The organism is Nocardia sp. NPDC056000, from assembly GCF_042269265.1.
Classification (GTDB): Bacteria; Actinomycetota; Actinomycetes; order Mycobacteriales; family Mycobacteriaceae; genus Nocardia.
In genome coordinates this window covers 209,021-221,481 of sequence record NZ_JBHJXS010000015.1, presented here as the reverse complement: position 1 = coordinate 221,481, position 12,461 = coordinate 209,021, and the positions used below count along the sequence as shown (strand labels likewise).

General features: G+C 67.3%; 9 protein-coding genes and 2 pseudogenes. 5 read left to right on the top strand and 6 right to left on the bottom strand.

Features of this window, described 5'->3' with window-relative positions; genetic code table 11:
- The 3 genes and pseudogenes from ACFC4D_RS37745 to ACFC4D_RS37735 form a co-directional block, all read right to left on the bottom strand.
- Positions 1-2,943, bottom strand: coding sequence for a circularly permuted type 2 ATP-grasp protein (locus ACFC4D_RS37745; protein ID WP_376070652.1), 2,943 nt, complete (start codon positions 2,941-2,943; stop codon positions 1-3).
- Between the two features lie 16 nt (positions 2,944-2,959).
- A pseudogene (locus tag ACFC4D_RS37740) lies at positions 2,960-5,053 on the bottom strand (transglutaminase family protein); the annotation flags it as partial.
- A gap of 678 nt (positions 5,054-5,731) precedes the next feature.
- Positions 5,732-7,003, bottom strand: a pseudogene (locus ACFC4D_RS37735) (transglutaminase family protein); the annotation flags it as partial.
- A 130-nt stretch (positions 7,004-7,133) separates the two neighbouring features.
- On the opposite strand from ACFC4D_RS37735, the gene ACFC4D_RS37730 reads away from it, so the two are divergent.
- From ACFC4D_RS37730 to ACFC4D_RS37720, 3 genes are all read left to right on the top strand, one after another.
- Positions 7,134-7,316 (top strand): hypothetical protein, encoded by a 183-nt coding sequence (locus ACFC4D_RS37730; RefSeq protein ID WP_364637368.1) that lies wholly within the window; start codon positions 7,134-7,136, stop codon positions 7,314-7,316.
- Between the two features lie 16 nt (positions 7,317-7,332).
- Entirely contained in the window at positions 7,333-7,974 is a 642-nt protein-coding gene (locus tag ACFC4D_RS37725; RefSeq protein ID WP_375962053.1) for a hypothetical protein, read from the top strand.
- A 131-nt stretch (positions 7,975-8,105) separates the two neighbouring features.
- Entirely contained in the window at positions 8,106-9,344 is a 1,239-nt protein-coding gene (locus ACFC4D_RS37720) for a hypothetical protein (protein ID WP_376070649.1), read from the top strand.
- A 309-nt stretch (positions 9,345-9,653) separates the two neighbouring features.
- Here ACFC4D_RS37720 and recR read toward each other — a convergent pair whose 3' ends face one another.
- Both recR and ACFC4D_RS37710 read right to left on the bottom strand, forming a co-directional pair.
- Positions 9,654-10,262: a recombination mediator RecR gene (gene recR, locus ACFC4D_RS37715; RefSeq protein WP_364637364.1), complete on the bottom strand. Its 609-nt coding sequence runs from the start codon at positions 10,260-10,262 to the stop codon at positions 9,654-9,656.
- 100 nt (positions 10,263-10,362) lie between these two features.
- Complete coding sequence (locus tag ACFC4D_RS37710) at positions 10,363-10,701, bottom strand: YbaB/EbfC family nucleoid-associated protein (protein WP_364637362.1); 339 nt, start codon at positions 10,699-10,701, stop codon at positions 10,363-10,365.
- Between the two features lie 100 nt (positions 10,702-10,801).
- On the opposite strand from ACFC4D_RS37710, the gene ACFC4D_RS37705 reads away from it, so the two are divergent.
- Together ACFC4D_RS37705 and ACFC4D_RS37700 are read left to right on the top strand one after the other, a co-directional pair.
- Positions 10,802-11,620 (top strand): MerR family transcriptional regulator, encoded by an 819-nt coding sequence (locus tag ACFC4D_RS37705; protein ID WP_376070647.1) that lies wholly within the window; start codon positions 10,802-10,804, stop codon positions 11,618-11,620.
- A 14-nt stretch (positions 11,621-11,634) separates the two neighbouring features.
- Positions 11,635-11,982: a VOC family protein gene (locus ACFC4D_RS37700; protein ID WP_364637358.1), complete on the top strand. Its 348-nt coding sequence runs from the start codon at positions 11,635-11,637 to the stop codon at positions 11,980-11,982.
- Here the strand turns inward: ACFC4D_RS37700 and ACFC4D_RS37695 are convergent.
- The gene (locus ACFC4D_RS37695) at positions 11,979-12,413 is read right to left on the bottom strand and encodes an SRPBCC family protein (RefSeq protein WP_364637356.1); all 435 of its coding nucleotides are present in this window, start codon (positions 12,411-12,413) and stop codon (positions 11,979-11,981) included. The two genes, ACFC4D_RS37700 and ACFC4D_RS37695, sit on opposite strands and share 4 nt — an antisense overlap.
- Between the last annotated feature and the right edge of the window lie 48 nt (positions 12,414-12,461).

Genomic DNA, 12,461 nt, shown 5'->3' with positions numbered 1-12,461 from the left:
TCACTCCACCACCCGGGTGGAGCCCCACAGCGGCTGGATCTCACGCGGCACCGAAAGCCGTGTGGTCTCGAAGGATTCGGAGATCTTGCGCAGGCGCAGGTGCACCCCGTCCAGCAGTTCGGCGAGTTCGGTGCGGCAGCCCGCGCTGTCGGTGACCTCCAGATCGGCCGGGTCGACGCGGCGCAGCATTCGCTGAGCATCGGTCAACAGCCGTTGCGGGCGCGAGGATCCCGAAGCGGCGGGCAACGCGAGGAAGTCCGCTTCCAGGCGTTCCAGCTGATAGGCCAGCGAGCGCGGATTGCCCGCGTCGAACAGCAGCAGGCCCGCGAGCGCGGCGACCCGCACCGAATCACCGTGCCGCCTGCGATAACTCACCGCGGACACACTGGCCTGCAGCACCGCCTCGGTCACCACCCGGGTAACCGGATCCGGATAGGAATCGGTGAGCGCGGCGGCGAGCAGGGACGACAGCGCCAGACCGCGCTCCAGCCTGCGGCCGATATCCATCACATGCCAACCGGTATCGCGCACAGTGGATTCCGCGTCGATACCGGACAGCGACAGCAGTGCGGCGAGTGCGCGCGAATGCACCGCCGACAGTGCCGCACCCCGATCCCCGCGCGCGCCACGGTATTCCGACAGCGCACGATCGATGGCACCGAGAATCATCCAGGTATCCGGTGAAAGCTGGTCTCGCACAGCACGAGCCGCCTTCCCGTACCGCTCGATGGCGAACGCCAGCGACCCGGGCAGCTCCCGGTCGACCGTCAACGACACCAGATAGCCGTGATCGCGCCGCGAAGCACCCGGCAGCGCGATGGGCACCGTCGGCTGATCGGAGAACTCGCGCCGCCGCGCCGCCGCGGACAACTCCGGCGACGGAGTGCCCTGGCCCTGCCACTGCCCACCGGAGCCCTGACTCTGCCCACCGAAGCCCTGACTCTGGCTCTGCCCACCGGAACCCTGAGTCTGGCTCTGGCCGCCGAAACCTTGGCTCTGGCTCTGGCCACCGGAGCCCTGGGTCTGCCCGCTCGACCCTTGGCTTTGGGACAGGCCGCCTTCGCTCTGCCGTTGGTCGCTCGAATTCTGTTGCTGCCCGGCTGGATACGGATCAGCGCCAATGACATCCGCTGCCGTGCCGGTCGAATCCGGTTGCGGTGGTGTCTTTCTCGGTGGCGGCGGGGTGGTGCCGGTCATATGCCCCAGGGCCGCTATGAGGATGGGCATGGCTTCCGCGCCCTCCATCCAGGGGCGGTAGCGGTAGTCCTGGTAGCGGTCGTGGGTGGCGCCGAGCAGGCGGACGGCGGCCTCGGCGCGTTCGGCGTAGCGGCCCATCCAGAACAGGTCGTTCAGGACGCGCGGTGAGCTGATGACGTCGAGGGTGGGGAGGACGGGGGCGCGGCGTTCGTGCTCCTCCGGGATCTCCGTGGCGGGCACCGCGGCCGGGGCGGCGCGCACCCAGACGTCCTTGGCGGTGGCCTCGCCGATCATGCCGTCCGGGCCGGTGCGCTGATGCAATTGGCCGAGTCCGCCCGCCATGACGCGATATCCGACCCGCCCGGCCAGTGAGAACAGCCGGACCGCGACCGGTGCGGCGGCCAATTCGCCGGACCCGGCCACGGCCGGAGCCACCGAGAAGCGGGCGGGTTCCTGGCCCACCCACTTCCAGCCCTCGGCGGTGATGCGGTCCCGCCATTCGTCGAGTTGCGGCCGGGTGAGCAGGGATCCGAACACGGTGGCATCGTCGACGGTGGAGCGCAGAATCAGCCGGGGCAGGTCGGCGAGCAGTTTGGTGCGCTGGGAATCGTCTCCGCCCCAATAGGTTTCGACACTCGGCAGGATGAGGTCCTGATCGAGCAGCGCGCGCGAGAGTTCGGGCAGGAACGCGGCCAGGGCCGGACTCTCCAGCAGTCCGCTGCCGAGCGTATTGACCACGGTGACCGCACCGCGCCGCAGCACCTCGACCAATCCCACCACTCCCAGACGCGAATCCGGCCGCAAGTCCAGCGGATCGGAGAATTCCGCATCCACTCGGCGCAATACGACGTCCACCTGTTTGAGCGTGCCCAGCGAACGCATCCACAAACGTCCGTCGCGCACCACCAGATCCGCGTTCTCCACCAGCGGGAAACCCAGTACCGACGCCAGATACGCCTGATCGAAGGCGGTTTCGGAATGCGGGCCGGGGCTCAGCACCACCACCACGGGTTCCTCCGCGGCGGCGGGCGGCGCGGCCTCCACCAGCATGAGCCGCATGGCGCGCACGAACGGATTCAGCGGTAGCGGACTGGCCAGTTCGAAGGCCGCCGGAATGGCCGCGGACACCACCCGCCGATCGGCGAGCGCGTACCCCGCGCCCGAGGGCGCCTGCGCCCAATCCGCCAGCACCCGGAATCCGCCGTCGCTGCGGCGGCTGATATCGCAGGCGTGCAGGAACAGCTGATGCCGCCCGGGCAGTGAGATCCCGTGCGCCGCACGCATATAGCCGCGGCAGCCGAACACCACCTGGGGCGGCAGCAGACCCGCGGTGAGGGTGCGGCGCGGCCCGTACACATCGGCGAGCAGGGCGTCCAGCAGTCGCGAGCGCTGCACCACGCCCGCCTCCAGGCCCTGCCAGTCCGCGGCGTCCAGCAGCAGTGGAATCGGGTCCAGTCGCCAGGGTCGCGGTGCGGCGGGCTCATTCGCATCGCCACCGAGATCGGTGTAGGTGATGCCGTCGTCCTCGATGCGGCGGCGCACCCGGGCATCGAGGGCGTGCAGACCGTCCCGGCCCTGCTCCAGGAATTCGGCGGACAGTTCGGCCCACAGCGGGCGCAGGCGGCCGCCGTCGTTCACCAGTTCGTCGTAGTAGCCGTCGACCGGCAGGCCGACGGCATCGAAGGAACCCGTATCGGCTGCCGCCGCACGGTATTTCGCGTACTCCCCGGCAGCTCCCACCGTCACCACTTTCAGCGTGTGCCTACCGGTCGCCGGTACCCCAGACCGTGCGCGCCCGGCGTAGGTCGAGGATCCCAGGCGCGCCGATATCCGTGGCCTGTATGGCCATTTTGGCACGCAGATCCGCGATGTCGACCGGACCGGAGGTATGCCCGGCCGGTTCGAAGCGCCGGTTGCGCCGCGATTGCGCCACCATCGCGTTCACCGGCGGCCCGGCATAGAACATGCCGCCCGGATGCGCGACGTGATAGGTGCAGCCGCCGCGGGACAGACCGGTCTCCAGATCCACCACGTCGAAGGTCAGCGGGGCGTCAACGGTGATGGTGGGATGCAGCGATTCCGGCGGCTGCCAGGCGCGATACCGGACACCGCCGACCTGCACATCGGCCTTGCCCGCGGCCATCAGCGGGATGGGGAATCCATTGCAGGTCACCACATATCGGCCACGATCGGCTCCGGTCACCCGCACCTGCATGCGCTCCACCGAGGAATCCACATAGCGCGCGGTCCCGGCGGCGGTGGTCTGCTCGCCGAGGGTGTTCCACGGTTCGATCGCGCCGCGCAATTCCATTTCCACATCGCCGAGCACCACCGTGCCGAAGCGCGGAAAACGGAACTCGGAGAACGGTTCCAGCCAGCTGATATCGAATTCGATACCGTGCGACCGCAGATCGGCCACCACATCGGCGATATCGGCGGCCAGGAAATGCGGCAGCAGATAGCGGCCGTGCAGATTCGCACCGTGCTGAATGAGCGGCGCGGTGTACGGCTGCTCCCAGAACCGCAGCACCAGCGCCCGCACCAGCAGCGACTGCACCATCGCCATGCGGAAATGCGGCGGCATCTCGAACCCGCGCAATTCCACCAGACCGAGACGGCCGCGCGTGGAATCCGGGCTGTACAGCTTGTCGATGCAGAATTCGGCGCGATGGGTGTTACCGGTCAGATCGGTGAGCAGATGACGCAGTGCCCGATCGACAACCCAGGGGGCGGCGGCATTCTCGCGCGGGATCGCACCCTGCGATCCGGGCAGGACACCGTCGTCGAATCTCACGTGACCGCCCGCTCCCCCGGTACCCGAGGTGGAATCGCGGCTCAGCCGGGCGATCTCGGCGAAGGCGATCTCCATTTCGTAGAGCGCCTCGACCCGGCCCTCATCGGCGCGCGGAGCCTGTGAGGTGGGGCCGATGAAACGGCCGGAGAACAGGTACGACAGCGCGGGATGCCGCTGCCAGTAGCGCAGCATCGAGACCAGCAGATCGGGACGCCGCAGCATCGGCGACCGCGCCGGGGTGGCACCGCCCAGCGTGATGTGATTGCCACCGCCGGTACCGCGATCGGTGCCGTCCACATCGAAGGATTCGGTGCTCAGCCGCGCCAATCTGGCTTGTTCGTAGAGGGTTTCGAGCAGCGTCGACTGTTCGGCGAAACTCGTCGTCGGCTGCACGTTCACCTCGATCACGCCCGGGTCCGGGGTGATCGAGAGCGATTGCAGCCGGTCATCGGCCGGCGGGCCGTAGCCCTCCAGCACGACCGGCCGCCCGATCGCCAGTGCCGCCTCCTCGACCCGGCGCACCAGATCGCAGAACGCGCCGAATTCCGGCACCGGCGGCAGGAAGACGTACAGCCGGTCATCGCGAATCTCCGCCACCAGCGCGGAGATCGGCGCTCGATCGGCCGATTCCAGCACCGCGGACGGCTCATCCGCCGCGAGCGGCAGCCGCGGTGCGAACGGGTCCGCCTCCGGCCGCGCGGGCGGGGCCTGCCATGACACCGACCCCAGCGGCAACCGCAGCCCGGCCGGAGAATCCCCCTCCGTCAGGATGATTCGTCCGCGCCGTAGCCGCCAGTCCGCACTGGCCCAGCCCGCCTCATCGGCGCGCCGATACAGCGACAGCACATACGCCGCAGGTGCGCCCACCCCGGCATCGAGTCTTTCCAGCAGTTCTCGCCGCGCCAGTGCCGAATCACGTTCCGGCGCAATATCATCCTCGCGCTCGACCGGATCGCCACTCGGCAGCGCCGCGTGCGCGGCCATCCGCAGCAGCGGATCCTCATATGCCGCCCGCACCTGCGACCGCGGCAACCCCAGCCCGGCGACCACATGCGCGATCAGATCACGCGCGTCATCCACACTGTCGTCGGCACTAGAAGCGCTCCGGACAACATCTCCCCCATCGTCTTCCAGCGGCGAATCCTCGTGCGCATTCTCTGCCAGGTGGCGTGCACCGTTACCGGCGGCAGAATCGCCGCGACCGCCACCTGATTCGAGCGTGTCCGCCTCGACGTGCGGAGCTCCCGCGCTGGCTCGCTGCGCCGTATCGGAATCCGTAGCCGGGTGGTGTGCACCGTTACCGGCATCGAGGTCCGCAGAGCTATCAGCTGGAACGTCCCGGTCGCCAGACCCGGACGGGACCGATTCGGCCGACTCCGGATCTGCCTCGACCGGCGGCATTGCCGCGCTATCGCGTTGCGGCGCGGCGGAATCGATGTCGGGACTCGCGTCCGCCGAATGCGCAGCTCGCGCACCATGGGGATCGGTCCCGGGAGGCGCGGGCACCGCGTTCTCCGGCTGCGGCGCAAGGGGATCCGGCCTGAGGTGGAGTGGGGTCGGCACGATGGGTGCGCCGAGCGCCGCGTTGGCTTGGAGGGCGCGGCGTTGTTCGCCGAGCAGGGCGGCGCGGCGTTCCTCGTTCGCGCGGCTCGCCCGGATTTGTTCATCGGTGGTGCGGGTCGAGGAGCGGCCGCCGGAGCGGTGTGCGACCTGGTTCAGCTGGGCGATCGGCGGGGACAGCCAGGGGTCGGCGAGCAGTTCGGGGTGATTCCACAGGGGTTCGCCGTCGGTGCGCCAGAGCAGCGCTATCTCCCAGCGCGGCAGGGGTTCTCCGGGATACCACTTGCCCTGGCGGTACTGGGTCAGGCCGCGCGGGGCGTAGACGCGGCGCAGACGCTGGGCGAGATCGGCGGCGCGCTCACGCTTTCGGGGTCCGTCGGCGTCGGTGGTCCATTCCGGGCCGGTCTGATCGTCGAGGGAGACGAAGGTGGGTTCACCGCCGAGGGTGAGGTCGATGCCCGCGGCGCTCATGCGAGCGTCGACGGCGGCTCCGGCCTCGGTAATGCGCTCCCATTGAATATCACTGTAGGGCAGCGTGACTCGCGGGTCCTCGTGAATGCGATGGACCGTATTGGTGAAGTCGAGGGTGGCCTGCACCGGATCGGTCGCACCGGTGATGGGGGCCGAGGAGACCGGGTGCGGGGTGGCGGCCAGCGGTATGTGGCCTTCACCCGCGAACAGGCCGGAGGTGGGGTCCAGACCGATCCAGCCCGCGCCGGGCAGATACACCTCGGTCCAGGCGTGCAGATCGGTGAAGTCGGCGGGCGGGCCCGAGGGTCCGTCCAAAGACGGTACGTCCTGGGCCAATTGGATGAGGTAGCCGGAGACGAAGCGCGCGGCCAGCCCGTATTCGCGCAGGATGGACACCAGCAGCCAGGCCGAATCACGGCAGGAGCCGAGACCGGACTCCAGCGTGTGATCCGGTGTCTGCACACCGGGTTCCAGCCGAATGGTGTACGCGACGTCCTGGCACAGCGCCTGATTGAGGGCGATCAGGAATTCGATGGTGCGCGGTTCGTCCGCGGGCCGATGCCGGGCCACCCAGTCGAGTACGGCTTTGCCTGGGCCGGAACCGGATTCGCCTTCGTCCACGGGGCGCAGATACGCCTCGAGATCGGCGGCCAGCGCGGGCACATAGGTGAACGGGAAATGCTCGGCGGCCTCTTCGACGAAGAAGTCGAAGGGGTTGACCACATCCATATCGGCGATCAGGCCGACGGTGATGGACAACTCCTGCGCGGGTTCGGGAAACACCAGGCGCGCCAGGAAGTTTCCGAACGCGTCCTGCTGCCAGTTCACCCAGTGTTCGGCCGGGGTGACGTGCATCGAATACGACTGAATCGCGGTGCGCGTATGCGGCGCGGGTCGCAAACGAACCACGTGCGGATGGATCCGCACGGGGCGATCGAAGGTGTAAGTGGTGCGATGTTCGAGGGAAACCCGAATCCCCATAGTCAAGTTCACCACGCCAGGCCGAGACACGCTGGGTTTATTCCCGACAGATCGGACGACACGCGGTGACCTCCCCCTGCTTGTCGGACCCGGGTGCTTGGATTTCGAGTAGACGGTTGAAGGAGGACGCATGAATTCCTGCCATGGAACGCTCATCGCACATGCCGACGGTTCGGCCGAGTGCACCGATTGGGCATGCGCGGACACCGACCGGCTACGCCACCCCTATCTGGCCGACTGCTCCGATATCGCGGGCGGCTGTGAATGCGTCGAGCCCGAGTTCAGCACCGGCCCGCAGACCCTCGCCGGGTGACTACTAGCCTGGTCAGGTGAGCTACGACCACGTTCTACTACCCTCCGGCGTCGCCGCCACGGCCGCCGAGATCGACGCGTTCCTGACCGCGCAGGATCGCAAGCCCGCCGCCGAGCCGGTGGCCGCGATGGCCGCCGAGCTCGACGCGCGCAATGGTGAGCTCATCGAGGAGGACGCCTTCCTCGGTGCGCCCGCCGCCGACGGGGCCATGGGCGAGGCGCTGTTCATCTCCAGCCCGTACGACGCCATCGGGCATGTGCGGGCACTGCTTTTCGAGTTGGCGACCCCGCGCGGGTACGCCGTCTACGATCCGCAGCTGGCCTGGCTCATCGATCCCGCCGGTGCGGTGCCGGTATCGGTGTCGCACGGCGGTGCGGGCGATTTCCCGTATCTCACAAGCGAACTCGCGCACCTGTGGGTGCCGGAACTCACCGCGCCCGGTCCGTATCTGATCGTGGAGAGCGGCGATCAGACCTACATCCAGACCTACCGGCATGAGGACGGCCGCTACGACGTGGAGTACCGGGACGGGTCACCGGACCGCCATTTCACCGTGCGCGTGGATGATCCGAGCACGGTCGCGGATCTGATCTGGTCGTGGACGCTCGGCGATCGGTCCAACTTCGATGCCCTGAATTGGCAGCGCATCACCTTCTGAGCTGGGCTTACCAGACAGGGCAATGGTTTAGCAACCATGCGACAAATCGGACAACGTGAGGTAAACCTTACCTAACTGATTAGTCGTTCCCGGTGCGCTTCGGCGCGCCCGGACCCTGCACGGAAGACACGATGAGGTTCTCTCGACTCGCGCCACTGGCGGGCGCATGCACCATCGCCGCCCTGGTCGGCACCACCGCACTCACCCCGATGGGCAATACGGCGCAGGCCGCGCCGACCGACGGCACCCTCGCGGACATCGCCATCAGCGATGCCGACTGCGCCACCGGCGCACCCACTTTCGACAATGTCATCACCGCAGCCGCCTCGGCCCTGCGCACCGTCGTACCCGCGCCACAGCTGGTGGCATACGACCAGCAAGTGAACGAATTCCGGCAGACCGTGGCCGCCACCAGAATTCACCGCAATCTGTTGCCGGTCGATCCCGGCACCGTCGGGCAGCGGCTGGACGATATCGATGATCCGATCGTCACCTACATCGTGAATGGCCTCGACGCCGTGCGCACCGGGCGGATGGATACCACCGTCACCGTCTCCGAACTCACCGTGAACGACGCCATCGAGGTCTTCGTCCTTTCCAATCGGATCGTGAAGATTCCGACCCAGATGGCCGCGAATATGGTTCCGCGCGTGGGATATATGTTGCGCGGCATGGTCGGCGGCATGTTCAAGGGCGTGCACCGGATGGCGCGGGTTATTCAGGATCGCGTCGGGGATACCTGCAATATCCCCAATTCTTATGCGCCGCTGGATCTCTCCTTCACCGATGACGAGATCTATCAGAGTTTCGAAGTGCCCGCGCATATCGAGGATCTCGCGAATCAACTGGTGCTCGCGAGCGAGGATTGCCGTCCGGCGGGCGGGCTCAGCACCCGGCAGATATTCGAGCGGACCCGTGCGTATCTGGCGAATCATCCCGAGCTGCCGGTCGATCGGGACACATTGAACAATGCGCATGATTCGATTCAGGCATTCCTGCGGGACCATCAAGTCGCCGGGCCGCTGGTCATGCGGCCGGTCGAGGAGCTCGGGCCGATTCCCAATGCCATCGATTACGGGCCGCTGACCTTCCTCACCAATCTGGGATTCGATATCCACCAGGGGCGGCTGCTCGACACCGTGCCGCTCGCGGATGTTTCCATCGAGAACTCCGGGGACCTGGCCTATGCCGCGCTCGACAGTGCGAGCCTGCTCATCAGCCTGGCGAGCATGGTAGCGGGAATCGGCGGTTTCGCCAGCTCAGCGGTGCTTACGCCGATCAATATCGCCAAGGTAATGGCGTTCGCTCCGGCCAAATACGGGTGGCCGATCATGCGCGGGGTACTGCGGTCGATGTGCGCGGCCGAATAACAACAGCGTCTCGATTCGGGATTGGGCACCCGAGAGATTAAGTCCGCGCAGGCGTAGGAACGCTAGCCTTTCACTAATTTCGCGCTGTGCTGTTCCCCTGAGGCAGGAGAGAACTGTGAAGCTACGCCCGAAGAAAGCGACACCGAGGCTACGTAAGAGCCTGGCGGTACTCGCCGGAATAGCCGCCGCGCTGGCCGCGGTAGTCGCTTTGCACGCCACGGGGGCGGGTGCCGATATACCCAGGAACAGCCAGCACATTCCCTGCCCGCAACCGGCGGCACTGGCACCGCCGGTGTGGACTTAGACGACTTAAAGCGCGCGGCGGCCGGAAAGGGCTCGGCCCAGGGTCAATTCGTCGGCGAATTCGAGGTCTCCGCCCATGGGGAGGCCCGAGGCGAGGCGGGTGACGCTGAGGCCCGGGAAATCGCGGAGCATGCGGACCAGGTAGGTCGCCGTCGCTTCGCCCTCGGTATTGGGGTCGGTGGCGATGATGACTTCGCTGACGTCGATGCCGTCTTCCTGATTGCCGATGCGCTGCAGCAGTTCCCGAATGCGGAGCTGATCGGGGCCGATACCGGACAGCGGGTCCAGGGCTCCGCCCAATACGTGGTAGCGGCCGCGGAATTCGCGGGTGCGCTCGATGGCCTGCACGTCCTTGGGCTCCTCGACCACGCAGATCATGGTGCGATCGCGGCGCGGGTCGGAGCAGATCCGGCACAGCTCACCGTCGGAGACGGTGCCGCAGACGGCACAGAAGCGCACGCCGTCGCGCACCTTCTGCAGGGCCGCCTGGAGCCGGTCGATCTCCGGCGGTTCCACGCCGAGTAGGTGAAACGCGATGCGCTGTGCGCTCTTCGGACCTACACCGGGCAGTTTGCCCAGCTCGTCGATGAGATCCTGAACCGGACCCTCGTACACGCCTCCACCTTCCCGTGGCCGAAACCGCCCGGCCGTATTCCTGTCCGAAACCCGGACGCGGTCATATCAGCCGGGCAGCGCCTATCTCAGCAGCCCGGGCTCAGAAACCCGGCAGCGCCCCGCCGGGTCCGCCCAGACCACCGGCCAGCGGGCCGAGCCGATCGGCGGCCAGCTGCTGGGCATTCTCCATGGCCGCGTTGAGCGCGCCGATGACCAGGTCCTGCAGGGTGTCCACATCCTCGGGATCGACCACCTTGGGGTCGATGGTCAGCGCCAGCACCTCACCGGTGGCGCGAATCCGGGCGCGCACCAGGCCACCGCCCGCCTCGCCCTCGACCTCGGACTCCGCGATCTCCTGCTGTGCGGCCATCACGGCTGCCTGCATCTGCTGCGCCTGGGCCATCAACTGCTGGATATCGAACTCTCCACCGGGTTGCACGGCGTGTCCTCTCTGCGGGGGAAGTAACGGTGCCCAGCCTAGTCGCCGTTCCGCGCGGCGCTCTTGACTCTCCCCCGGTGGGAGAGTGTTCGCTGAAGGCATGACAGCGACGGTTCCGATCGGGGAGTTCTCCCGGCTCAGCTATCTCAGCGTGAAAGCGCTGCGCTACTACCACGAGATCGAATTGCTGCCGCCCGCCACAGTGGATCCGAGCACCGGGTACCGCTTCTATTCGACCGATCAGGTGGAGCGGGCGCATCTGATCCGCCGCTTGCGCGAGCTGAATATGCCGGTGCCGGAGATCAAAGCGGTGCTGGACGCACCGGATCGCGGGACGCGCGATGCCGCACTGCGCGCACATCTCGAGCGGATGGAAGCCGAACTCGCCCGCACCCGCGATGTGGTGGCCTCGCTGCGGGCGCTGCTGTTGCCGCCCGGCGATGAGCCGCTGAAGGTCGAATATCGTTCCGTCCCCAGCTTTCCCGCGCTCGCGATCGCCGAGGTGGTGTCCCGCGACGGCATCGATGTGTGGTGCGACGCCAGTTTCGGCACGCTGTACCAGGCTCTGGAGGCCGCGGGCATAGCACCGGACGGCCCGGGCAGCGCGACCTACGCCATGGAGTTCTTCGAGAACGATCGCGGTGTGGTGGTGGCCTTCGTCCCCATCGCACCCGCCGATCGGGAGCGTTGCGCCGCGCTCGGCACGGTGATCGATCTGCCCGCCCGCCGCTTCGCGGTGGCGGTGCACCTGGGTCCGTTCACCGATTTCGACCGCACCTACGGCGCACTGGGCAGCTATGTCGCCGAACATGACTCGGCGCTCGCGGAACCCGTCCGCGAACGCTATCTGGCCGGTCCCGGCGATGTCGCCGAGGCCGACTACATCACCGAAATCTGCTGGCCCATCGGCCGGCTCTGAACAGGAGAACCGCCATGCCATTGACCATCGCCAACATCACCGTCGACTGCGACAACGCCGCCGAACTCGCCGGATTCTGGGCACAGCTGCTGGAGCGCACCGTCGATCCGGACGCCAACCGGGAATTCGCCACCGTCGGGCAGAGCACCGGGGTCACCCCGACGCTCATGTTCATCCGGGTGCCGGACAAGACGCCGGGCAAGAATGTGGTGCATCTGGATCTGCACGGTGAGGACCTCGCCAAGCAGATCGAACGCGCGGTTGCCCTCGGCGCCAAGCACATCGCCGATTTCGACGAGTACGGCATCAAGTGGTCGACGCTCGCCGACCCCGAGGGCAACCTCTTCGATATCGCCGGTTAGGAAAGTTCCCGCTTCAGGTTCTCCAGCACCTCGGCCTGGATCTTCTTCAGGCCGAGCGGTGCGAAGATGCCCTCGAAGATGCCGCCGATGCCGCCCGCGCCCTTCCAGCTGGTGCGCGTGGTGACCAGCGAACCGCTGCCCTGCGGGGTCACGGTCCAGGTGGTGACCATGGAGGAGTTCGAATCCCGTTCGGTCACCATGGAATCGGAGACCGAGATGGTGGCGTGCACATTGCGCGACCGCTTCTCGGTGGCCTTGAGCGTCCAATCCACCACGGTGCCCGCACCCTTGCCGCCCTCGACCACCTTGTAGTCCAGGTAGTGCGCGGAGTTGATGCGCGGCCGCACCGATTCGTAGTCCGCGATCGCCTCGAGGGTGCGCTGCGGATCCGCCGTCACGACGATCGAACTGGAGGCGCTGACCTGTCCCACCATGTGCTCCTTAATTCCCGCTGTGCTGTTCCGCCTCCCAGACTTTAG

Coding starts and splice junctions, on each gene's coding strand:
- ACFC4D_RS37730 (WP_364637368.1), top strand. CDS start 7,134: ATGAATTCCTGCCATGGAACGCTCATCGCACATGCCGACGGTTCGGCC.
- ACFC4D_RS37700 (WP_364637358.1), top strand. CDS start 11,635: ATGCCATTGACCATCGCCAACATCACCGTCGACTGCGACAACGCCGCC.
- ACFC4D_RS37720 (WP_376070649.1), top strand. CDS start 8,106: ATGAGGTTCTCTCGACTCGCGCCACTGGCGGGCGCATGCACCATCGCC.
- ACFC4D_RS37705 (WP_376070647.1), top strand. CDS start 10,802: ATGACAGCGACGGTTCCGATCGGGGAGTTCTCCCGGCTCAGCTATCTC.